This is a genomic window from Mesorhizobium yinganensis, assembly GCF_040081985.1.
Lineage (GTDB): Bacteria > Pseudomonadota > Alphaproteobacteria > Rhizobiales > Rhizobiaceae > Kumtagia > Kumtagia yinganensis.
Window position 1 is genome coordinate 50,754 of record NZ_JBEBMH010000011.1, and the last position, 20,140, is coordinate 70,893.

At 64.1% G+C, this 20,140-nt stretch carries 21 protein-coding genes, 1 tRNA gene and 1 pseudogene; 8 read left to right on the forward strand and 15 right to left on the reverse strand.

Translation table 11 applies throughout. The features are described from left to right. Positions 1–330: 330 nt before the first annotated feature. The 4 genes from cobT to ABMA59_RS20130 all read right to left on the reverse strand — a co-directional run bounded on the left by cobT (position 331) and on the right by ABMA59_RS20130 (position 4,578). Positions 331–2,229: a cobaltochelatase subunit CobT gene (gene cobT, locus ABMA59_RS20115; protein ID WP_349007167.1), complete on the reverse strand. Its 1,899-nt coding sequence runs from the start codon at positions 2,227–2,229 to the stop codon at positions 331–333. Positions 2,230–2,243: 14 nt separating this feature from the next. Continuing rightward, the gene (locus ABMA59_RS20120; protein WP_349007168.1) at positions 2,244–2,645 is read right to left on the reverse strand and encodes a hypothetical protein; all 402 of its coding nucleotides are present in this window, start codon (positions 2,643–2,645) and stop codon (positions 2,244–2,246) included. A 33-nt stretch (positions 2,646–2,678) separates the two neighbouring features. After that, entirely contained in the window at positions 2,679–3,665 is a 987-nt protein-coding gene (gene cobS / locus ABMA59_RS20125) for a cobaltochelatase subunit CobS (RefSeq protein WP_349007169.1), read from the reverse strand. Positions 3,666–3,960: 295 nt separating this feature from the next. Further along, positions 3,961–4,578 carry a J domain-containing protein gene (locus ABMA59_RS20130; RefSeq protein ID WP_349007170.1) on the reverse strand — a complete coding sequence of 206 codons (618 nt, stop codon included), beginning with the start codon at positions 4,576–4,578 and terminating at the stop codon, positions 3,961–3,963. Between the two features lie 138 nt (positions 4,579–4,716). Here ABMA59_RS20130 and ABMA59_RS20135 point away from each other — a divergent pair, with 138 nt between their 5' ends. Together ABMA59_RS20135 and ABMA59_RS20140 are read left to right on the forward strand one after the other, a co-directional pair. After that, positions 4,717–5,019: a BolA family protein gene (locus ABMA59_RS20135; RefSeq protein ID WP_349007171.1), complete on the forward strand. Its 303-nt coding sequence runs from the start codon at positions 4,717–4,719 to the stop codon at positions 5,017–5,019. 80 nt (positions 5,020–5,099) lie between these two features. Next, positions 5,100–5,863 (forward strand): annotated as a pseudogene (locus ABMA59_RS20140) (bestrophin-like domain). 3 nt (positions 5,864–5,866) lie between these two features. Here ABMA59_RS20140 and ABMA59_RS20145 read toward each other — a convergent pair. Together ABMA59_RS20145 and ABMA59_RS20150 are read right to left on the reverse strand one after the other, a co-directional pair. Further along, on the reverse strand, positions 5,867–7,483 hold the full coding sequence (locus tag ABMA59_RS20145) for a GMC family oxidoreductase (protein WP_349007172.1): 1,617 nt from the start codon (positions 7,481–7,483) through the stop codon (positions 5,867–5,869). A gap of 13 nt (positions 7,484–7,496) precedes the next feature. Further along, complete coding sequence (locus ABMA59_RS20150) at positions 7,497–7,931, reverse strand: sugar dehydrogenase complex small subunit (RefSeq protein WP_349007173.1); 435 nt, start codon at positions 7,929–7,931, stop codon at positions 7,497–7,499. A gap of 157 nt (positions 7,932–8,088) precedes the next feature. On the opposite strand from ABMA59_RS20150, the gene ABMA59_RS20155 reads away from it, so the two are divergent. Beyond that, a complete protein-coding gene (locus tag ABMA59_RS20155) occupies positions 8,089–8,976 on the forward strand; it encodes a DMT family transporter (protein ID WP_349007174.1) in 888 nt (295 codons plus the stop codon). Between the two features lie 13 nt (positions 8,977–8,989). Here the strand turns inward: ABMA59_RS20155 and aroE are convergent, their stop codons facing one another. Then, the gene (gene aroE, locus ABMA59_RS20160; protein WP_349007175.1) at positions 8,990–9,835 is read right to left on the reverse strand and encodes a shikimate dehydrogenase; all 846 of its coding nucleotides are present in this window, start codon (positions 9,833–9,835) and stop codon (positions 8,990–8,992) included. Between the two features lie 221 nt (positions 9,836–10,056). Here aroE and ABMA59_RS20165 point away from each other — a divergent pair, with 221 nt between their 5' ends. Beyond that, positions 10,057–10,449 (forward strand): hypothetical protein, encoded by a 393-nt coding sequence (locus ABMA59_RS20165; protein ID WP_349007176.1) that lies wholly within the window; start codon positions 10,057–10,059, stop codon positions 10,447–10,449. A 50-nt stretch (positions 10,450–10,499) separates the two neighbouring features. Here the strand turns inward: ABMA59_RS20165 and ABMA59_RS20170 are convergent, their stop codons facing one another. Continuing rightward, positions 10,500–11,228: a class I SAM-dependent methyltransferase gene (locus ABMA59_RS20170; protein ID WP_349007177.1), complete on the reverse strand. Its 729-nt coding sequence runs from the start codon at positions 11,226–11,228 to the stop codon at positions 10,500–10,502. Between the two features lie 149 nt (positions 11,229–11,377). Continuing rightward, positions 11,378–12,400: a calcium-binding protein gene (locus ABMA59_RS20175; RefSeq protein ID WP_349007178.1), complete on the reverse strand. Its 1,023-nt coding sequence runs from the start codon at positions 12,398–12,400 to the stop codon at positions 11,378–11,380. Positions 12,401–12,664: 264 nt separating this feature from the next. On the opposite strand from ABMA59_RS20175, the gene ABMA59_RS20180 reads away from it, so the two are divergent. Beyond that, positions 12,665–13,762 carry a calcium-binding protein gene (locus ABMA59_RS20180; protein WP_349007179.1) on the forward strand — a complete coding sequence of 366 codons (1,098 nt, stop codon included), beginning with the start codon at positions 12,665–12,667 and terminating at the stop codon, positions 13,760–13,762. A 24-nt stretch (positions 13,763–13,786) separates the two neighbouring features. On the opposite strand, the gene ABMA59_RS20185 is transcribed toward ABMA59_RS20180, so the two are convergent. The 4 genes from ABMA59_RS20185 to ABMA59_RS20200 all read right to left on the reverse strand — a co-directional run bounded on the left by ABMA59_RS20185 (position 13,787) and on the right by ABMA59_RS20200 (position 16,688). After that, the gene (locus ABMA59_RS20185) at positions 13,787–14,698 is read right to left on the reverse strand and encodes a transporter associated domain-containing protein (protein WP_349007180.1); all 912 of its coding nucleotides are present in this window, start codon (positions 14,696–14,698) and stop codon (positions 13,787–13,789) included. Next, positions 14,695–15,816 (reverse strand): 3-dehydroquinate synthase, encoded by a 1,122-nt coding sequence (aroB, locus tag ABMA59_RS20190; RefSeq protein WP_349007181.1) that lies wholly within the window; start codon positions 15,814–15,816, stop codon positions 14,695–14,697. The genes ABMA59_RS20185 and aroB overlap by 4 nt, the downstream gene beginning before the upstream one ends. Then, positions 15,806–16,402: a shikimate kinase gene (locus ABMA59_RS20195; RefSeq protein WP_349007182.1), complete on the reverse strand. Its 597-nt coding sequence runs from the start codon at positions 16,400–16,402 to the stop codon at positions 15,806–15,808. The genes aroB and ABMA59_RS20195 overlap by 11 nt, the downstream gene beginning before the upstream one ends. 210 nt (positions 16,403–16,612) lie before the next feature. Next, a tRNA-Ala gene (locus tag ABMA59_RS20200) sits at positions 16,613–16,688 on the reverse strand. A 174-nt stretch (positions 16,689–16,862) separates the two neighbouring features. Between ABMA59_RS20200 and ABMA59_RS20205 the strand changes: the two genes are divergently transcribed. From ABMA59_RS20205 to ABMA59_RS20215, 3 genes are all read left to right on the forward strand, one after another. After that, positions 16,863–17,153: a YggT family protein gene (locus ABMA59_RS20205; protein ID WP_349007183.1), complete on the forward strand. Its 291-nt coding sequence runs from the start codon at positions 16,863–16,865 to the stop codon at positions 17,151–17,153. A gap of 9 nt (positions 17,154–17,162) precedes the next feature. After that, positions 17,163–17,483 (forward strand): DUF167 family protein, encoded by a 321-nt coding sequence (locus tag ABMA59_RS20210; RefSeq protein ID WP_349007184.1) that lies wholly within the window; start codon positions 17,163–17,165, stop codon positions 17,481–17,483. A gap of 313 nt (positions 17,484–17,796) precedes the next feature. Continuing rightward, positions 17,797–18,396: a hypothetical protein gene (locus tag ABMA59_RS20215; protein ID WP_349007185.1), complete on the forward strand. Its 600-nt coding sequence runs from the start codon at positions 17,797–17,799 to the stop codon at positions 18,394–18,396. 12 nt (positions 18,397–18,408) lie between these two features. On the opposite strand, the gene ppa is transcribed toward ABMA59_RS20215, so the two are convergent. Together ppa and ABMA59_RS20225 are read right to left on the reverse strand one after the other, a co-directional pair. Continuing rightward, positions 18,409–18,939, reverse strand: a complete 531-nt coding sequence (gene ppa, locus ABMA59_RS20220) for an inorganic diphosphatase (RefSeq protein ID WP_349007186.1) — start codon at positions 18,937–18,939, stop codon at positions 18,409–18,411. A gap of 137 nt (positions 18,940–19,076) precedes the next feature. Then, positions 19,077–20,105 (reverse strand): alpha/beta hydrolase family protein, encoded by a 1,029-nt coding sequence (locus ABMA59_RS20225; RefSeq protein ID WP_349007286.1) that lies wholly within the window; start codon positions 20,103–20,105, stop codon positions 19,077–19,079. Between the last annotated feature and the right edge of the window lie 35 nt (positions 20,106–20,140).

Genomic DNA, 20,140 nt, shown 5'->3' on the forward strand with positions numbered 1-20,140 from the left:
GCACCCGTCTCCACCGGTGACACTCCGTCCAACACCCCTCATCCGACCTCGCTTCGCTCGGCCACCTTCTCCCACAGGGGGAGAAGGGGGAGCGTTGCCGCACCGCTTCTGCAAGTCTCCAATGTTGGTGGTTAGCTTTGAGGCTGGCGCGAAACTCCCCCTTCTCCCCCTGTGGGAGAAGGTGGCCGAGCGAAGCGAGGTCGGATGAGGGGTGTTGGACGGAGTGAGACGCTGCCGAAATGCCGTTACTCCACCAGACAGACGGGACACCCGGCAAGGAACGCCGTTTGAAGCGTTCCCAAACCACTGCCACCCGCCACAGGTGCATCTTCATCCCGCCCGCCGGAAACCGCCGCTGCGGCGCATGTCGCGCGGCGTCTCCTCGCCGAATAGCGATGCCAACTGCTCGGTCATGGCGCCGGCGAGTTCTTCCGCGTCGACGATTGTGACGGCGCGGCGATAGTAGCGCGTCACGTCGTGGCCGATGCCGATGGCGAGCAACTCGACCGGCGAGCGCGTCTCGATGAGTTCGATGATGGCGCGCAGGTGCCGTTCCAGATAATTGCCCGGATTGACCGAAAGGGTGGAATCATCCACCGGCGCTCCGTCGGAGATCATCATCAGGATTTTCCGCTGCTCCGGCCGGCCTATCAGGCGATTGTGCGCCCACAGCAGCGCCTCGCCGTCGATATTTTCCTTGAGCAGACCTTCGCGCATCATCAGGCCGAGATTGCGGCGCGCGCGCCGCCACGGCGTATCGGCGCTTTTGTAGACGATATGGCGCAGGTCGTTCAGCCGGCCGGGATTAGCCGGCTTGCCGTCCTTCAGCCATTTTTCGCGGGCCTGCCCGCCCTTCCAGGCGCGGGTGGTGAAACCAAGGATTTCGACGGAAACACCGCAGCGCTCCAGCGTGCGGGCAAGGATGTCGGCGCAGGTGGCCGCCACCGTGATCGGCCGGCCGCGCATCGAGCCGGAATTATCGAGCACCAGCGTCACCACCGTGTCACGGAATTTCGTGTCGCGCTCCTGCTTGAAGGACAGCGGCTGCATTGGGTCGATGACGACGCGCACCAGCCGCGCTGGATCGAGATAGCCCTCTTCGAGGTCGAAATCCCAGGAGCGGTTCTGCTGCGCCATCAGTCGCCGCTGCAGCCGGTTGGCGAGCCGCCCGACGACGCCCGAGAGGTTTGCGAGTTGCTTGTCGAGGAAGGCGCGCAGCCGGTCGAGTTCCTCCTCGTCGCAAAGCTCCTCGGCGCCGACGGTCTCGTCGAAGGCGGTCGAAAACACCTTGTAGTCGATCTCCTTCGGCAGGTTTGTAAAGGGATCGTCCCTGCGCTTGGTCTCGCCCGGCGTCTCGGCGTCGGCGTCCTCATCGTCGGACATGTCATCCGTGTCGGCGTCGGCCGCTTCCATCTCGCCGGCCTGCTCGTCCTCGGACGTGGCCTCGCTATCCTCCGGCTGCGCCTGGTCACCCGACGTATCGTCCTCGCCGCCCTCCTCGCTGTTTTCCTCACCCTGCGGCTCGTTCTCGTCGTTCTCGGCCTCGTCGTTCTGCTGCTCGTCGCCGAGTTCCTCGGCCATGTTCATCGAGGCCAGCATGTCGCGGACCAGCCGGGCGAAGGCCTGCTGGTCGTCGAGCTTGTTGGCAAGGTCGTCCAGCGCGCCATCAGCCTTCTCCTCGACCCAGTCGCGCCACAACGAAACGAGTTTTTCGCCGCTCTTAGGCACCGGCCGGCCGGTCAGTTTTTCGCGCACCATCAGCGCCAGCGCTTCCTCGAGCGGCGCTTCCGACTGCTCGCGCACATCGGCGAGATTGGCCTTGAGATATTTGTCCTCAAGCATCTGGCCGATATTGTCGGCCACCCCAGCCATGCGGCGCGAGCCGATCGATTCGACCCGCGCTTGCTCGACCGCGTCGAACACGGCGCGCGCCTGCTTGCCTTCCGGCGCGAGCTTCAGATGCACGCGGCTGTCATGGCAGGCGCGCTTCAGCGCCATCGAGTCGCCCAGCCCGCGCGTCACCGCGATGTCGGTCACGGTCGGCTTCTTCGGCAGTTCGGGAAGCCGCGCACGGCTGCCGGCCAGCGCCGGCTTGTCCTTGGCGAAACCGACTTCCAGCTCGCGGTCGCCCGAGACCGCACGCATGCACACTGTCACCGCCCGCTTGAACAGGTCCGTGTCAGCACCAGTCTTCGGTTTTGTCCGTGTGTTGTCGCCTGGGCCTGCCAAGAAAACCTCTTTGTTTAATTCAGCGACACGGTGGTCGCAGCGTTGCGGGCCGCATAGGCGTCTTGCAGAACATACAGGTGATACGGCCCGCACGCACCCGCGATCTCATCGAGCTTCGGCGGCCGCACCGTTCTTGTCGTCACCCTGTGTCCGACCGTCCAGGTCAATATCTTCGGCCGCGCATCGACGCAGTAGGCATAGGCGCAGCGGGTCACGCCCTCGCCCGGCCGCGTCGAGCAGGACGCGCCGTTGCGGGCCAGCATATCCACCACCCACCCGCGCTCCTTGATGTCATAGCCCCGCTCGAAGAAGCCCGGCTGGGTCGTGCTGATGAGGTAGTCGCCATTTACCGCGGGGTAATAGGTTGTGCACCCGCAGGCCAGCAGGCCGATGAGGCTCCACCCGACCTGCTTCACGACTCCTCCCGGGCGGCCCGCTCGATGGTCCGCCTAGCTCAGCACCACATTCGCCGCGCTCTCCGGCAGTTCCTGCCCGAACGAACGCTGGTAGAACTCGGCCACGATCGGCCGCTCCAGTTCGTCGCACTTGTTCAAAAAGGTCAGCCGGAAGGCCATGCCGACGTCGCCGAAGATCTCGGCATTCTCGGCCCAGGTGATCACGGTGCGCGGGCTCATGACGGTCGAGAGATCACCATTGATGAAGGCCGAGCGCGTCATGTCGGCCACCCGCACCATCTTGTTGACGATGTCCTTGCCCTTGGCGTCGCGATAATGCTTGGCCTTGGCGAGCACGATCGCCACCTCGTTGTCATGCGGCAGATAGTTCAGCGTCGTGACGATCGACCAGCGGTCCATCTGCGCCTGGTTGATCTGCTGCGTGCCGTGATAGAGGCCGGTGGTGTCGCCGAGGCCTACCGTGTTGGCCGTGGCGAACAGGCGGAAGGCCGGGTGCGGGCGGATGACACGACTCTGATCGAGCAGCGTCAGGCGGCCGGAGCTTTCCAGCACGCGCTGGATCACGAACATCACGTCAGGCCGGCCCGCATCGTATTCGTCGAAGCAGAGCGCGACATTGTGCTGGTAGGCCCAGGGCAGAATGCCGTCGCGGAATTCGGTGACCTGCTTGCCGTCCTGCAAGACGATGGCGTCCTTGCCGACAAGGTCGATGCGGCTGACATGGCTGTCGAGGTTGACGCGCACGCAGGGCCAGTTGAGGCGGGCCGCCACCTGCTCGATATGGGTCGACTTGCCGGTGCCGTGATAGCCGGACACCATGACGCGGCGGTTGAAGGCGAAGCCGGACAGGATCGCCAGCGTCGTCTGCTTGTCGAAAAGGTAATCCGGATCGAGATCCGGCACGTGCTCGCTTGCCGTCGAGTAGGCCGGCACGACCATCTTGGAGTCGAAACCGAACTTGTCTTTCACCGAAACGGTTGTGTCCGGCAGGTTTGCTATGTCGCGGTCGACCTTGTTCATAACTTCTCCACGGGCGAAGCCCCGCTTCGCCGGCACACTATTCATTTTTCCGCGCGCGGTCTTAGAGCCTTTTCCGGCCGGAAGAAAGTTGGAAAAAGGTCACGGCAAGCGACCTTGCCGCTTCTGGCCCAACTTCTGTCCCGCCGGCAAAAACCGTTACAACGAACCAAAACAGAGGATCGGCGCGCAAGCGGCCAAAATGATGACCTTTGAAAACCGGTACGGGGCGCCTGTCTGATACGTGAACCCGAGGTGCGAAGGCCGCCGATTGCGGCCCGTCCTCACGAACGTTTCATCAGCAGCGGCCCGCCTGTTTCAGCATCTTGTACGCCTGGATCACTTCGCGGAACCGGTCCTCCGAGCCACGGTCGCCGCCATTGGCGTCGGGATGGTGACGCTTCACCAACTGCTTGTAGCGCGACTTGATCGCGTCGCTCTTCGCGCTGGCGTCGAGACCGAGCGTTTCCAGCGCCTTGGCCTCGAGCGGCCTTGCCCGGCTTTCGCCGGCCGGCTTCTCGGCGCGCTGCTGCGAGAACAGGTTGAACGGGTCGCGGACGTTCTTGTAGTAGCCGGCCCTGCCGGAACGCTTCTGCGAGAAATCCGGGGCGAAGCGCGCATTGCCGTTGGACGCGACGGTCCAGGTCGGACGGTGGCCGGTCAGCGCCTCCTTCTGGAAGCGCGCGATCTCGGCCGCCGGCGCACCAGCGAAATAGTTGAAGCCCTTGTTGTATTCGCGCACGTGGTCGAAGCAGAAGCGGAAATACTCGCCCTCGCGCATGCGGCCCACCGGCGCGCGGTGCGTGCCCGGCTCCTTGCAGCCGTCCCACTGGCATAGTGGCGCTTCCGCCTTCGCCTCGGCCATCGGGTCGGGGCGCACGCGGATCTTCTCGAAATATTTCGAAAACGTGCTCATTCGGTCCGTTATGGGGCGTTCGCAGATGCGAAACAAGAATTGACATTTCGGGAAGGATGGCCCTAACCGCTGAATCGCGGATTAATTTTGGCCCCCGGCACCCCTCTCGGCGCCGGCACGGCGCCTGGAGCTGATATAATGTCCCTGCAGAGCGATATCGAGGCCAAGCTGATCAAGACTTTCGCGCCGGAGCGCCTGGACGTCATCAACGAGAGTCATCAGCACGCCGGCCACCATCATGTCGAATCGGGACATCACGCGACTTTCGACGGCACAGGCGAGACGCATTTCCGCGTGCGCATCGTATCGGCCGCGTTCGCCGGCAAGAGCCGCGTCGAGCGCCACCGCGCCGTCAACGACCTGCTTTCCGGCGAGTTGAAGCGCGGCGTGCATGCGCTGGCCATCGAGCCGGCGGCGCCGGGCGAAAAGACGCGCTGGTAACCCTTGCGGGGAGGGTTGCGGTCATCGCCTTGCGAGGGCCGATGGGATAGCTTGCCGCCGCTTACTGTGAGGGCCGCGCTTTGACTTCACTTGTGTTGGGCGGGATCGTGTTCTTCTGCCTGTTTGTGGCCGCGCTGGTCGGCATTTGGCTGCGCGGGCGGCTGCCGACGCATCATCTGAGTTCCGATTCCAAGGATGCGATCCGGCTTTCCACCGCCATCATCGGCACGCTGGCAGCGCTGGCGCTGGGCCTTCTGATCGCTTCGGCCAAGGGCGCCTATGACGATGCAGGGAGCGAACTCAGGACCTCAGCGGGGCGCATCGTGCTGCTCGACCGGGTGCTGGCCCAATACGGTCCCGAAACCACGGCGGCCCGCCAGCAGATACGCAATCTGCTCGAGGCCCGCCTTCGCCAGAGCTGGACAATCCGCGATGTCGGCAGCGACCCGATCGACGTCGTTGGCGACGACAGGGGCGTGGAAGGCGTGCAGGATGAGTTGCGCGCGCTCGTTCCCGCCAATGACGGCCAGCGCTGGCTGCAGAATCGTGCGCTGACGATCAGCGGCGAGATTGCCGAAGCCCACTGGCTCTTGATTGAATCGGAGACGGAGGGCCTTCCGATCGCCTTCGTCATCGTGCTGGTCTTCTGGCTAGCGCTGTTGTTCGTATCCTTCGGCCTGATGGCGCCGGGCAATTCGACTGTGATGACCACGCTGTTCCTGTGCGCCCTGTCGGTCGCCGGCGCGGTGTTCGTCATCGTCGACATGGACCAGCCCTATCTCGGCCTGATCTAATTCCCGACACGCCGCTGCGCGAGGCTCTGTCGCTGCTCGGAAAAATTTGAAGGCTATCCCGCCAGCGCCGCCTTCACCGCGTCGGCGGCGCGCAGGCTGAGCGCGGCTATCGTCAGCGTCGGATTGGCGGTCGCCGAGGTCGGGAACACCGACGAGCCGAGAACGAAAAGATTGGCGTGATCGTGGCTGCGCAGGTCCCGGTCGACGACCGAGTTTTTGGGATCGGCGCCCATGCGCGCCGTGCCGATGATGTGGCCGGCGCCCTCCGCGCCATCGCGGTGCTGGATCTGCGTGGCGCCAAGCCTGCCGAAAATGTCGGCATGAGCCTCGCGCGCCGCCGCCAGCCCGTCCTTCACATAGGCGTCGAGGCTGTAGTAGAGACGCGGCAGCGGCACGCCGTAAACATCCTTTTCATTGGGATCCAGCGTCACCCGGTTCTGCGGCTCCGGCAATTGCTCGATCAGCGAAGCCATTCTGATATGCCGCGACGCCTCGTCGCGCAGGGCCGTGTCAAGCGCCTTGCCGCGCAGCCCCTGCCCGGCCAGTTCGATTGCCGTGCTTGTCGGCGCGCCGGTCGGCCACGACCAGCCGTCATTGCCGATCTCGATGCGGAAGGCTGGGCGTTCCCTGCGGAAATCGCCGTCGCGCAAATTCTCGATCCCGGAGGTGGACAGCGGTCCGCGATACGGCCACAGCGGCTCGGGCGCCAGCGCCCAGCTCAATTGCGTCGGATGGTCCATCAGGTTGCGCCCGACCTGGTCGGAACTGTTGGCGACCCCGCCCGGCCGCTGTTCGCTCGCCGAATTGAGCAGCAGGCGCGGCGTCTCGATCGCGTGCGCCGCCAGCACGAACACTTTTCCGACCGCCGTGCCCTCGCTTTGATCGCGCCGCTTGAAGCGAATAGCGGCAATACGGCCGTCAGATCCAACCTCGATGGATGTCGCCGTGGTCTCCGCGTGGATCGCCGCACCGCTCTTTTCAGCACGCGCCACATGCACGGTCGCGTCGTATTTCGCCTGCACCGGGCAAATCGGAATGCAGCTCGAATTGCCGCAGCAGGCCGGCCTCTCGTCCCGCTCCGCCGAGTTGCGCCCCTGCGGCGTCGACCGCACCTCGTATTTCGTGCCGGCCAGCGCCTTGGCATAGGCCTTGTCGAGAAAGGTCTGAGGGATAGCCGGCATCGGGTAGGTTGACGAGCGCGGCCCGCCCAGCGACTCGCCGGAATCGCCGGACACACCGATCTCTGTCTCCGCTTCGCCGTAGAACTTTTCCAGTTCGCTATAGCCGATCGGCCAGTCGACGCCCCGTCCATAGGCGCTGGCGAGCCGGAAATCGTTGGGTACGAAACGCAGGCATGTGCCTAGCCAGTGCCAGGTCGTCCCGCCCAAAACCTTCACATAGGTGCTTTTGAACTTGTCCGGCCCGACCTGCCGGTACCAGTGGTCGAGATTGTCGCTGACCGGATGGTCGGCCTCGGGGCTGACCGGATACGGGCACTCCGGCACCTTGATCAGCGCATCCCAGTAGCGCTGCACCGCGTCGGTCCGGTCAACCGGTGAGCCCGCCTCCAGCACCGCCACCTTGACGCCTGCCGCCGACAGCTTCGCCGCCAGCAGCGCGCCCGACACGCCCGAGCCAACGACGATCACATCCGCTTCGATATCGGCCATGGGAAAAATCTCGTCAGCTTTGCGGCGGATCGGCCCAATAGCCGGTTTCACCGCCGCAAAAGGCAAAGGGTTTGGTAAAATCGAGCGCGTTCCACATCAGCGCATCGGTGAAGCCGGCCACTGCCAAGCCTTTCCCGGTATCGACGACACCGGAATACCAGGCCGAGACCACGTCGTTCGCCACGCTGCCCGTATCGACCTGCGTGTCGGTGGCGAGCAGCGTCAGGCCGGGACCGCGTCCTGTCGCCAGCATCGCCTGCAGTAGTTTTGCGGCCATGGTGGTGTCGAGATCGCCTGCGTCCGTGCCGGTCAATCGCGCCGACAACGCCAGAAACTGCTCGGCAGTGACGACGTCCTCCGCGAACGCCCAACGCGGCAGGCCGGCAGCGAGCGCCGCAAGGCTGGCGCCGCCGAGGAAGGCCTCGCGGCGCGTGATATTTGGCTTCATGCGGTACTCCCCGCCGTGGCTGCGGGCATGATGCACCGGCTGGGTTTAGAAAAGATGAGCATCGCAACTGGATCATCTTCTCGCCGGGCCTATGCCTTGATTGTCAGCGGGAACCGGTTGAAATCGGCGCGCAACCTTTCCGGGCCGATTTCACGCCATGTCGCTGCAATCCCATCCTTTCCGCGGCCCGCTATTCATGGTGCTGGCGACCTGCTCCTATGTCGTCAACGACACGATGATGAAGGTGGCGACCGAGGCGCTGCCGCCCTACCAGGTGCTGATGATGCGCGGCATCGCCGCCTTCCTGTGGGGGATGCCGCTGCTGCTCGTGCTTGGCTATCGCGGCAGCCTGCCACTGATGTTCGAGGGCCGGGTGCTGATGCGCAACCTCTGCGAGACGGTCGCCATCCTCTGCTTCGTCGTCGCGCTCGCCAACATGCCCATCGCCGACGCTACCGCGCTCGGCCAGATCACGCCGCTGGTGGTGCTGCTCGGCGCGTCTCTCGTATTCGGCGAAAGGATCTCGGGACTGGCCATGGCGCCGATCTGGCTCGGCTTCGCCGGCGCCCTCATGATCGCCCAGCCCTCGGGACAGGGCATATCGATCTACGCGGTCCTGGCGATTGCCAACGCCGTGCTCTGCGCCGTGCGCGACCTCGCCGGCCGCCGCATCGCCGGACACATCCCCGGCATGATCGTCGCTATGTCGGCGGTTGTCGTCGTGCTGATCGCCGCCGCGATCGCGCATGTCGCGCTGGAGGAATGGCTGATGCCGGACCCGCTGCATATCCTGCTTCTTGCCGGCGCCGGCTTCTTCCTGATCTTCGGCCATTTCTTCATCTTCATGGCCTACCGCGTCGGCCCGACCGGCGCGGTCGCGCCGCTCTACTACTGCTTCACCGTCTGGGCGGTGATTTCCGGCCTCGTCGTCTTCGGCCACCTGCCGAACATGCTGGCGCTCTGTGGCATCGTGCTGGTGGTGGGCAGCGGCCTCGCCATTGTGCTCCACGACCGGCGCAGGAGGCGGCTGGCGCCGGCGGCGTAAGGCGTGTCCTCGTCTACGCGCCGAAAATCTGTTCGATCCGTCTCCGCATCACGCCGGCGTCGGCATCGACGCCGGTCCAGTATTTGATATTGATCACCCCCTGGTTGACCAGCATGCCCAGCCCGTCCAGCACCGTGCAGCCCCGCGCTTCGGCGTCGCGCACGAGACGGGTGCGCGGCGGGTTGGGGATGAGGTCGGCCACCACCATGCCGCGCTGCAGTGTGTCGAGATCGATGTCGAGCCGCGCATCGATGTCCGGATAAAGGCCGATCGAGGTGGCGTTGACGATGATGTCGGTGCCGGCCGGAACAGCGAAATTCCCCTCCCACGGCAGGAACTTGGCCACCGCGCCCGTGCGCTCGCCGACCAGTCGCGCCAGTTCCTCGCCGCGTTCGCGTCCCCGGTTGACCACCTTGATCGAGCGCGCGCCGGCCAACGCCAATTCCACGCAGATGGCGCGCGCCGCGCCGCCCGCCCCGAACACGACGATCGCCTTGCCGCTGGGATCGGCCACCTCCAGCAGCGACTTCAGAAAGCCCTTTCCGTCGGTGTTCTCGCCGATCAGCTTTCCCTGTCGAAGCACCGCGCAATTGACCGCCTGCATGATCTCGGCCGACTCGCCCAGCCCGTCCAGATGGTCGATCACAGCCACCTTGTGCGGCAGCGAGCAGTTGAAGCCGGCCCAGCCCATGGCCCGCGCGCCGCGCACCGCGTCGCCGAGCCTTTCCGGCGCCACCTCGCAATTGATGTAGCGGGCGTCGAGGCCATGATGCGCATAGGCCGCGTCCATCATCGCCACCGTCGGGTTCTCCGCCGCCGGCATGGCGAACGACCCGGTGATCAGGCTGAGAAAATTCATGGATCCTCCCCGATGCGGCCATGGCAAAATGCCTGCTCGCCGCTTCCGCGCCATGCTATCCGAGAACCCTGCGTTCGCAAGCCGATGCGGAAGGCGGCACCGGTAACCAGCGTGAAAAAGACGCGCCGGAAAATCGCTGCTGGCGTTCCGGACGGCGGCACGGTTTGATATGATCGGCAACCGCCCGCCGGTTGCCCGTCGGGGAGCATGAGGGACCTGTCATGAAAAATCTCGCGACAAGCCTGACCTTGGCCGCGGCCTTGGCGATCGGCACGGCCATGCAGGCGAATGCCGAGCCGCTGGAGACGATGGACGAGGTCGGTGCGGCGCTCACGGCCTGCTGGACCCAGCCGCCCGGCAGCGGCAATTCGACGGTGACGCTGAGCTTCAGCTTCAAGCGCGACGGCACGCTGATCGGGCCGCCGCAGCCCACCGAAATCAAGGTCGAGGGGGACGAGGCGGCGCGCCAGCAATTCATCGACGCGGCCATCTCCGCCGTCGAGAACTGCACGCCGCTCGACTTCGCGCCGGCAATCGCCGACGGCATCGGCGGCACGGTCTTCACCATGCCGTTCGGCCCAATCCCGGCCGCACCCACTGCCGTGCCCGGCTGACCGGCCGCGCGAGCCGCTACTCAATCAAGCATAGCCGCAGCGCCGCTTCCCTAGGCGTGTTTCGGCTTCCGCCCTGCCACGGCTGTGGCACAGCCGAAAAACAGCCGTCTGTATTCGACCTCCAGCCCTTCCTCGCGCAGCATCCCGGCGAACGCCGAGGCGTCCCCGAAATTGGTGCTGTAGGTGCCGATCATCGCGAAATCCTGTGCGCCGCGCAGGAAAATCCGCTCGATCGTCGGCAACACCACTTTCAGGTGGAACAGGTAGAGCGACCGCAGCCACCAGCCTTTGGGATCGGAGGCCTCGACCATGGAGAACACGCCGCCCGGCTTGAGGCAGCGCGCAATCAGTTTCGCCAACCGGCGGTGCTGCTCCGGATTGAACGTCTTCAATCCAAAGGTGGAGATCACGAAGTCGGCGCTCGCTTCCCGAAGATCGCTTTTCAGCACATCGTCCTCGATGAAGGCGATGCGGTGGGCGCGATGCGCGTGCAAGCGCTGCATGGCGCGTTGGTGCATTCCAGACGAAATGTCGACGGCAATGATGGCGTCGATGTCGGGAAAGCGTTTCAACAGATGCGGCCAGACCTCGCCGGTTCCAGCCATCAGGTCGTAGCCGGTCGCACCGGCGGCAATCGTGTCCGGCAACATGCCCACGCATTGCTGGCGCCAACGTTCGGTAAAACCGAACGAACAAACCAAGCTGAACCAGATGTATTTGCCGGAACAGCGGTCGAAGACGCCCTTGACGAATTGCGCATCGTAGATGTCTTCGCTCATATCAGCCCTGCCGCCGCTGAATGTCCTCTAAGGCCTTGCGGCGCGAGCGCAAGGGCCTTCGCGGCGCTATCAGAGCACCGGTCCCGCAGATGGCCTGCAAGGACCTGCGCGCTTCCGGCCAAGCTGAACCGAATATCGACAGACCTCAGTCAGATCACCAAAAAATCCACCGCCGTCAGCTCTGCCAGATTGGCCATAGTGGCAAACTTGATGTTGCCGAACGCGGCTCCGGATCCGTCGGCATCGTAATAGAGATTGCCGGTGGCCGAATTGTAGACGATGCGGTCGTCGGCGTCTTTGGCGCCATCCGCCAGGTCCTTGAACGCCGTCGCCGCGAGGGCACCGGGCGACAGCGCGGTGAAGACGGCGTCGTCGAGCCAGATGGCGTCGTCCCACGTATAGTTACCGGGATCGGCGCCGTGGTCGTCATCGCCGAAGTCGGTGATCGTATCGACGTTGTTGGCGCCGTCCAGCGTCGAGTTGAAGATGAAGACGTCCTGCGCGCTGCCTCCGGTCAGGAGATCGTTTCCGCCGTATCCTTTCAGGTAATCGTTGCCGCGGCCGCCGTTGATGGAATTGGCGGCGTGGTTTCCGTTGAGATGATCGCCGTACCACGACCCGATCAGGTTCTCGATTGAAACATAGGTGTCGCCCGCGGCCGGCCCCGTGTTGATCGATGCGTTGGCCAGGCTCGCGACAACGGGACCTTCGCCGGGAGTGCTGTAGGATGCCGTATCGACGCCGCTGCCGCCGTCCAGGGCGTCCTTGCCTTCGCCCCCGTTGAGCATGTCGTTGCCGCTGCCGCCAAAAAGCTGGTCGTTGTGCTTTTCGCCATAGAGCCGGTCGTTGTCGCCGCCGCCATGGAGAACATCGTTGCCATGGTAGCCGCGCAGATAGTCCCTGCCGTCTCCGGGACCTTCTGTTACGTCGTCGCCGTAGATTGTGTCGTTGCCGAGCAACCCGTTGATCGTGTCGTTGCCATCTTCTCCGTAGATGGTGTCGTCATATCCACCGCCGTTCAGTGTGTCGTCATCCGGCCCACCGCGGATATCCTCCACAAGGAGGGCACCTATCACATGATAGGGAGTAGCGTCGGCGTCGAAATCTACGCCGCCAAGATAAATCTGTATTTCCTTGCCGATGAGATTACTTTCGACAATTTCAATTGCCATGTACACCTCCGCGGATTTCTCGGAACTACAACCATTTATACGGAATTTGTCAACCGATAAACGTCATACTTGCAAAGCGCGGGAACGGTTTCAGCCCTGCCCAGCCAGGCGATGAAACTGCCGCTCGTAGAGGACGCGGCAGGCACAGGACTTTCGAAGCCCCATCACCGCGACGGCCTTGCGTCATGCCACCGCCCGGTCCATCGTGGCCGCGAGGGAAAATACTTGGATGCAAAGCACCCGCAGTCGCAATGGAGATGATTTATGCCCACCATGACGCAGTTCTCGCCCGGCAATCCGGAGACGCTGTTTACAGACATCACCACACGCTCCAACCAGACTACTTTCGCCGGCGATTCGACCTATTTCAACTACGGCCCCGGCATCTTCTCGTTATCAGGCGTTCATCTCGAAGTGATCGGCGTCGGTCTTCAAGGATACTATGACGACGAGGAATGGTATCCCTACAATGCCGGCACCGTCACCGGCTATCGGATCGTCACCGGGGAAGGCTATCCGGTGGTCGAGATCAGCGGGCTCAGCCAGTCGGTCAACGACTTCTACAGCCTCTTCGTCTACGGCAACGCCGCGACGCTGCGCACCTTCATCGAGGGCCAGGCCTGGACCTTCAACGGCAGCGCGGCGGTCGACACCCTCACGGGCGGACTGTCGGCCGATACGCTCAACGGCAACTCCGGCAACGACACCCTGTTCGGCCTTGCCGGAGCCGACGATCTGTTCGGCGATGCCGGCAACGACACGCTGATCGGCGGCGCCGGCGCGGACTTTCTCGCCGGCGGCACCGGCACCGACACCGCCTCCTATGCGACCGCCACGCAGGGTGTCGTCGCCAGCCTGGCAAACCCTTCGATCAACAAGGGCGACGCGGCCGGCGACACGTATGAGTCCGTCGAGCGCCTGGTGGGTTCGAACTACAACGATTCGCTCAACGGCTCCCACGCCACCAACGATGTCATTTCCGGCGGAGCAGGCGCCGACATTCTCAAGGGCTATCGCGGCAACGACACGCTCTACGGCAACAACGGGGCCGATACATTCGTCTTTAATTCCGATCTCAACGGCACCACCAACGTCGACACGATCAAGGACTTCGGCGGCCCCGACACGATCCAGCTCGAGAACGCCTATTTCACCGCGCTCACCGCCACGGGCCCTCTGGCGACCGAACTGTTCAAGAACCTCAACGTCGCCGCCGTCGACGCCGACGACCGCATCCTCTACGACCAGGACACCGGCAACCTCTTCTACGACAGCAATGGTTCAGGCTCGGGCGGGCGTGTGCTGTTCGCCCATATCGACAACGGCTTCATCATGACGGCCGGAGATTTCGAGGTGATCTGAGGACGTCCGCCCCTCAGGCGACGGTCACGTCGCCTGATTGAGCTGCGCGGCGGCGGCCCTGATCCTGATCCGCGTGATCCGGTTCTTCTCGCGCTTCATCACGAAGAAGCGTTTCCCATGGAAGGTGAAGGACTGCTTTTCCTCTGGGATCGACTGCGTCTCGTGAATGACCAGCCCGGCGATCGTCACGGCCTCGTCGTCGGGCAGTTCCCAGCCCAGCGCGCGGTTCAGTTCGCGGATTGCCACCGATCCGTCGACCACGACCGAGCCATCGGCCTCCTGCTTGACGCCCTGCACATCGATATCGTGTTCGTCGGCGATGTCGCCGACGATCACCTCGATGATGTCCTCCAGGGTGATCAGCCCTTCCACCTCGCCATATTCGTCGACCACGATGGCGAAATGCGCCTTGCGCCGCTGGAAGGCGTCGAGTTGGTCCTTCAGCGAGGTGGTGTCAGGCACGAACCAGGGTTTCGCCGCGATCTTCATGATGTCGATCTGCGAAAAATCGTTGCCGGCCTCGCTCAGCGCCCGCGCGAGGTCTTTCGCATGGACGACGCCGACAATGTTGTCGAGCGAGCCGCGCCACAACGGCATGCGCGTATGCGGGCTCCGGATGATCTCGCGCACGATCGCCTCGGTCGGATTGTCGGCATTGATCGAGTGCATGTCGGTGCGATGCACCATCACATCAGACACTTCGAGCTCGTGCAGGTCGCGCACGGCATCCATCCGGGCGCGGTCCTGCTTGGCCGCTTCCGCCTCCTTGCGTGCCTCTTCCTCGGAAATTGCGGGTTCCTCGGGCGGCTGCGGCTCGGGCCTTCTGCGGCTGAGCGCGACGGTGAAGACTTTTCGCAGCAGCCACCCGGCCAGCACAATGAGCAGCGCCCCACCTGCCCCGATCACGATTCCGGCCAGCAGTTCCGGCTCGTTCATCCCCCCAGTTGCTCCTTGAGGAACGACAGCACCTCAGACGCTGGAACATCCTTGGCGATGAAGGATTTTCCGACGCCATGCGTCAGGATAAAGGTCAGCGCGCCGCGCGTCACCTTCTTGTCCTGCGCGATATAACCGAGCAGCCCGTCGGCGTCCGGCAGGTCGCCCGGAATGCCGGATATGCGCCAGGGCAACCCAACCGCCTTCAGATGCGCCTCGACACGCGCAGCATCGTCCGGGCTTGAAAGGTTCATGCGGGCGGAAAAACGGTGCGCCAGCGCCATACCGATCGCCACGCCCTCGCCGTGGACCAGCCGTGCGCCGTCATAGTGTGTCGCTGCCTCCAGCGCGTGGCCGAACGTGTGGCCGAGATTGAGCAGCGCCCTGTCGCCGGTCTCGAACTCGTCGCGCGCCACCACGTCGGCCTTGGCGCGGCAGGATTCGGCGATCGCATAGGTGCGCGCCGGCCCGCCCGCAAAAACCTGGCGCCAGTTGTTTTCCAGATAGGCAAAAAATTCCGGCCGGTCGATCAGCCCATATTTGGCGACTTCCGCATAACCCGCCCTGAACTCACGCTCCGGCAGGGTGTCGAGCACGTCGGTGTCGGCCAGCACCAGCTTCGGCTGCATGAACACGCCGACAAGATTCTTTCCGCGCGCCGTGTTGATGCCGGTCTTGCCGCCGACGGATGAATCCACCTGCGCCAGCAGCGAGGTCGGCGCCTGTACAAAATTCATGCCGCGCCTGACGATCCCTGCCGCGAAGCCGGAAAGGTCGCCGATCACCCCACCGCCGAGCGCAACGACGACGTCGCCGCGCTCCAGCCGCGCCTCCAGCACCTTGTCGACAACCTCCTGCAAGGCCGAAAAGCTCTTTGTCTTCTCACCGGGCGGCAGCACGATCGGGGTTCCCTTGATGCCCGCCTTGTCCAGACTGGCCGTCAGGCGCGTGAGGTGGTGGCCAGCAAGATTTTCGTCGGTGACGATTGCCGCGCGTACCCCCGGCAGGCGGGCGGCGATCTCCGCGCCGGCGCGATCCAGGATGCCCGAACCGATCAATATGTCGTAGCCGCGCTCGCCGAGCGCGACCTTTACCGTTTCGATGCCTTCAGCCGTCATTCGATGTTCCCTGCCCCAGATGGCCGGCCAGAGCGTCCAGCACTTCGCCGACGATCACGTCCTTGCGTTCGTCGCGTGTGTAGACCGTCACGTTCGCCTCGGCATAGATCGGATAGCGCTCGTCCATCAGCCGGCGAAGCGTGGCCTTCGGGTCGTCGGTCTTCAGCAGCGGCCGGTTCTGCTTCTTGGCCACGCGGGCGAACAGCACGTCCAGGTCTGCCTTCAGCCAGATCGACACCGCCTGTGCTGCGATCAGTCCCCGCGTCTGCGCGTTCATGAAGGCCCCGCCGCCGGTCGACAGCACCTGCGGCCCGGTCTCCAGCACGCGCTGGATGACCCTCTGCTCCAGCGCCCGGAACTCCGGCTCGCCATATCGCTCGAACAGTTCGGGAATGGTCATCCGCGACACCTGCTCGATCTCCTGGTCGCTGTCGATGAACGGCAGGTCGAGCAGCGCCGCGATCTTGCGGCCGATCGCCGTCTTGCCGGCGCCCATCAGCCCGACGAACACGACCGACCGGCCGGCGAGCTTTTCGAGCACGCCGTGCCTGCGTTCGTCTGGCGAAATCGCTGGTTCCGTCTCCATCCGTCCCCGGTCCGTTTCGCCGGGTTACGACATGAATGTTCGGTGGCGTCAAGCACAGTGCTTCGCGCTCACGCGGTGGCGCGGCGCGGGCCCGCCGCGTCGGGCCGGAACAGGCATAGATCGGCAGCGCGGCAAGTCCGCGAAGGGGAAGAAAACGCCGGGTCGGCTGCGACCAAAAAACTGTGAATTATCAATAGCTTGGCCGCCGAATGGTGGAGCTGAGGGGGATCGAACCCCTGACCTCGTCATTGCGAACGACGCGCTCTCCCAGCTGAGCTACAGCCCCGTTCGGCGAATGGCGGTGTTATGTGCAGGCAGGGCATCGCCTGTCAAGCAGGATGACGGGCGTTTTGTGCGGCGTTGCGGGCAGTTGGGCTACTTGCTACCGCGCAAGCCGGCGGAAACGGCTTGTCGCCAATCCGGCCAATGGCTACATGTCGACGGATCAAAGGAGATCTTTATGCTCGCCCTCATCCAGACGGTGGACCTAGCCCTCGGAATTTATTGGTGGTTTCTGATCGCCTCGGCGATTTTCTCCTGGCTCTATGCGTTCAATGTCGTCAATTCGCGCAACCAGTTCGTCAACACCATCGGCACATTCCTGTTCAAAGTCACCGAGCCGGTTCTAGCGCCGATCCGGCGCATGCTGCCCGACCTCGGCGGCATCGACATCTCGCCGATCATCGTGCTCCTGATCATTTATTTCCTGCGTCTCTTCCTAGCCAACAACATTGCTCCGTATTTTTATTAACGTATTGGAATGACTGCGTTTTATCGTGAGCGCGACGGCGGTCTGGAGCTGTTCGTGAGGCTTACGCCGAAAGCGTCCGCAGACCGGATCGGCGGGGTCGAGACGGCTGCGGACGGCCGATCCTATCTGGCGGCAAAAGTCCGCGCGGTGCCAGAAAATGGCGCCGCCAATGCCGCCCTGGAGCAGTTGATTGCCGGGCATTTCGGCATTGCCCGATCGAAGGTTTCGGTGCGGGCCGGCCATACGTCGCGTCTGAAGACGGTGCGGATCGACGCGGGACAGTCCTCGCTTGCCGCTAGCCTGGCCGCGCTGTCCAAACCCTTGTCCTGATTGAGTTTTAACCGGGACGCCGGCGCGGTCGGGGTACTGCGGACGACAGACGCCGGCAGTGCGTCAAGTGCGGAAGATAAAGCCATTTCAAAGGGATAGCTTAGAACTGCGGCGCGGAAAGGCGTGTTGACCTGACGCGGACCCCTCGCGGACTTGCCGTGACAGGCTTTTTCGGCGTTTCCGGGCTGACAACGCCGCCCGCCTCCCCGCCGCCGGCATGCCGCGCCGACGCCAGCGGTCCGTCCGTCCGGTTTCCTTCCCGGCCAGCTTGCTTTAGGCTCGCGCTTATTCGACCGGACGCGGGATGACGGCCATGCGAAACCTTCTCGTCCTCCTGGCGCTTGCCGCCCTCGGTGAACCGGCGGCTGCGACTGACATGAAAAGCGAATACACCGCCATCGATTTCGAAAAAACCTGCTCGACCTTTTCGGTCACCCAGGAAGGCGGCGACTTCGCCAATCTCGTCTGCGCGGGCTGGCGCGGCTATCCGGTGATCTTCTACGTCGGCGACCTGCGCGAATCCATCTTCTACGGTTTTCCGCCTTCGGGCGCCGAGCCTGTCTGGGAAAGTTTCTCCGCGTTCAATTCCGCCGGGCCGAAGATCGAATGGCGCATCGAGGTGGATGGCGCGCGCGAGGTGCCGGTGGCGGTGATCCATCGCTGGTTCGTCAGCAACGACCCGGAAGACAGCGACAAGAAGACCGAAGTGCTGGTCATAGAGAAGGTCGGCCAGATCGGCGTTGGCGAAGGCTGCACGATCGGGCTGGTCGTCGCCAGCGGCAATCCGAAGGCGAACGAGACGGCCCGAAAGATCGCCGACGAGCAGGCGCACGACTTTGCCTGCGGCGCCGATGAGCGCGTCGTGGTCAGCGGCGAGGTGGCCCTGCCGGAATTCGACCGGCAGGAGAATTGACCGGCGACGCCGCTAGGCGACCTTGGCCCGCTCTATGGCCTCGACGATCATCTCGCGGGCGCGCTCGGCATCGTGCCAGCCGCCGATCTTGACCCATTTGCCGGGCTCGAGATCCTTGTAGTGCTCGAAGAAATGCGCGACCTGGTCGAGCGTGATCTGCGGCAGGTCGGTATAGTTCCTGACCTTCTCGTAACGCTTGGTGAGATGCGCGGACGGCACCGCGATGACCTTCTCGTCGACGCCGGCATTGTCCTCCATCAGGAGTACGCCGATCGGGCGGACATTGATGACGCAGCCGGGAATGAGCTCGCGCGTATTGCAGATCAGCACGTCGATCGGGTCGCCGTCGCCCGACAGCGTGTGCGGCACGAAACCGTAGTTTCCGGGATAACGCATCGGCGTGTAGAGGAACCGGTCGACGAACAGCGTGCCGGCCTCCTTGTCCATTTCGTATTTGATCGGCTCGCCGCCGACCGGCACCTCGATGATGACGTTGACATCCTCTGGCGGATTCTTGCCGGTCGGAATGGCTTCTATGCGCATGGCTTGGTTCCCCTTGCTGTCGCGTGACCGATAGCCGGCTCGTCCTCGCGAGGCAATGGGATGTTGCGCTTTGCATACGACCCGCGGCCGCCGGCGGAGCGCCGCACGCGGCTACGGGCAAGAGCCTCGGTGCGACGTCATTCGCCTTGGCCTCCCAGCGTGCGCCGGAGGGCGCTGGCGATCAGCGTCTCCAGCTCGGCGTGGATGTCGGCGCGGGGCCGCCCGCTTTCCTCGCAGATCGGATCGACCTCGCCCGCCGACTTGAGCATCTCGGCCGCACCCTCCTTGCATTCCGGCAGGAAGCTGTAGTGGTTGCTGCCCTTGACCGTGGCATAGGATCCATGCGGCGTCAGCGCCGAAAGCCTGTCGGCGATGACACCCGGCGGAACGGTTCCGGCATCGCCGAGATTGATGAAGGTCATCGGGATGGCGATCCGCTTCAGGCTTTCCTCGTCATAGGCCTGCGCAAGGCCGGGATCGACCAGCACGGCGGATTTGATGCGGGGGTCGACGTTTGACTGCTCGAAGCGCGCCTTGTTGACGGTGCGCAAGTCGAGCTTGTCGACCTTGACCTGCTCGTCGTTCACATAACCGATGCCGCCGGCGAACCATTTGCAATCCCATAGTGTGTAGGCGTCGCAATAGCGCGCATAGGCTTCGAGATCGGCGCGCGTGCCGGCAATCTCCATGGCGGCGGCGGCGCCAAGCGAAAAACCGACGACGCCGGTGTTTTGGGCATCGATGCTGCCGCTCCATTGCGCGTCGGCGGCCAGCCGGTCGATGACGGCGGAAAGATCTCCGGCGCGCTCCCAGATTTTCGGAGTGTTGGCTGGGGTCGAGTCTCCGCTGGTGGTGCCGGGATGGTTCGGCCCGGCGACGACGAAACCGGCCTTCACCAGGGCCGTGGCAAGCCAGGCCATTCCCTGGACCCGGCTGCCCGAGCCATGCGACAGCACGACCAGCGGACGACGCCCGCTGGCGACCGGCGCCTCGGCGAACGCGGGCGAGCCTATAAATACCCGATTGTCGCCGACCAGGACGGCATTGCCTCCTGCCTGGGCCGGATACCACACGGTCACTGAAAGATCGCGTCCGCGCTCCGGCCCGGCGACGGCGATCTCACGCACGCCGACCTCGGCCGCGAGCGAGGGACCGGGCGAGGCCATGGCGCCGAGGAGGGCCGGCAGGACGGAGAGTTTTT

Excerpts from the sequence above, each read along its gene's own strand:
- cobS (WP_349007169.1), bottom strand. The coding sequence starts at position 3,665 with ATGAACAAGGTCGACCGCGACATAGCAAACCTGCCGGACACAACCGTT.
- ABMA59_RS20130 (WP_349007170.1), bottom strand. The coding sequence starts at position 4,578 with ATGAGCACGTTTTCGAAATATTTCGAGAAGATCCGCGTGCGCCCCGAC.
- ABMA59_RS20135 (WP_349007171.1), top strand. The coding sequence starts at position 4,717 with ATGTCCCTGCAGAGCGATATCGAGGCCAAGCTGATCAAGACTTTCGCG.
- ABMA59_RS20145 (WP_349007172.1), bottom strand. The coding sequence starts at position 7,483 with ATGGCCGATATCGAAGCGGATGTGATCGTCGTTGGCTCGGGCGTGTCG.
- ABMA59_RS20150 (WP_349007173.1), bottom strand. The coding sequence starts at position 7,931 with ATGAAGCCAAATATCACGCGCCGCGAGGCCTTCCTCGGCGGCGCCAGC.
- ABMA59_RS20155 (WP_349007174.1), top strand. The coding sequence starts at position 8,089 with ATGTCGCTGCAATCCCATCCTTTCCGCGGCCCGCTATTCATGGTGCTG.
- aroE (WP_349007175.1), bottom strand. The coding sequence starts at position 9,835 with ATGAATTTTCTCAGCCTGATCACCGGGTCGTTCGCCATGCCGGCGGCG.
- ABMA59_RS20165 (WP_349007176.1), top strand. The coding sequence starts at position 10,057 with ATGAAAAATCTCGCGACAAGCCTGACCTTGGCCGCGGCCTTGGCGATC.
- ABMA59_RS20170 (WP_349007177.1), bottom strand. The coding sequence starts at position 11,228 with ATGAGCGAAGACATCTACGATGCGCAATTCGTCAAGGGCGTCTTCGAC.
- ABMA59_RS20175 (WP_349007178.1), bottom strand. The coding sequence starts at position 12,400 with ATGGCAATTGAAATTGTCGAAAGTAATCTCATCGGCAAGGAAATACAG.
- ABMA59_RS20180 (WP_349007179.1), top strand. The coding sequence starts at position 12,665 with ATGCCCACCATGACGCAGTTCTCGCCCGGCAATCCGGAGACGCTGTTT.
- ABMA59_RS20185 (WP_349007180.1), bottom strand. The coding sequence starts at position 14,698 with ATGAACGAGCCGGAACTGCTGGCCGGAATCGTGATCGGGGCAGGTGGG.
- aroB (WP_349007181.1), bottom strand. The coding sequence starts at position 15,816 with ATGACGGCTGAAGGCATCGAAACGGTAAAGGTCGCGCTCGGCGAGCGC.
- ABMA59_RS20195 (WP_349007182.1), bottom strand. The coding sequence starts at position 16,402 with ATGGAGACGGAACCAGCGATTTCGCCAGACGAACGCAGGCACGGCGTG.
- ABMA59_RS20205 (WP_349007183.1), top strand. The coding sequence starts at position 16,863 with ATGCTCGCCCTCATCCAGACGGTGGACCTAGCCCTCGGAATTTATTGG.
- ABMA59_RS20210 (WP_349007184.1), top strand. The coding sequence starts at position 17,163 with ATGACTGCGTTTTATCGTGAGCGCGACGGCGGTCTGGAGCTGTTCGTG.
- ABMA59_RS20215 (WP_349007185.1), top strand. The coding sequence starts at position 17,797 with ATGCGAAACCTTCTCGTCCTCCTGGCGCTTGCCGCCCTCGGTGAACCG.
- ppa (WP_349007186.1), bottom strand. The coding sequence starts at position 18,939 with ATGCGCATAGAAGCCATTCCGACCGGCAAGAATCCGCCAGAGGATGTC.
- ABMA59_RS20225 (WP_349007286.1), bottom strand. The coding sequence starts at position 20,105 with ATGGCCTCGCCCGGTCCCTCGCTCGCGGCCGAGGTCGGCGTGCGTGAG.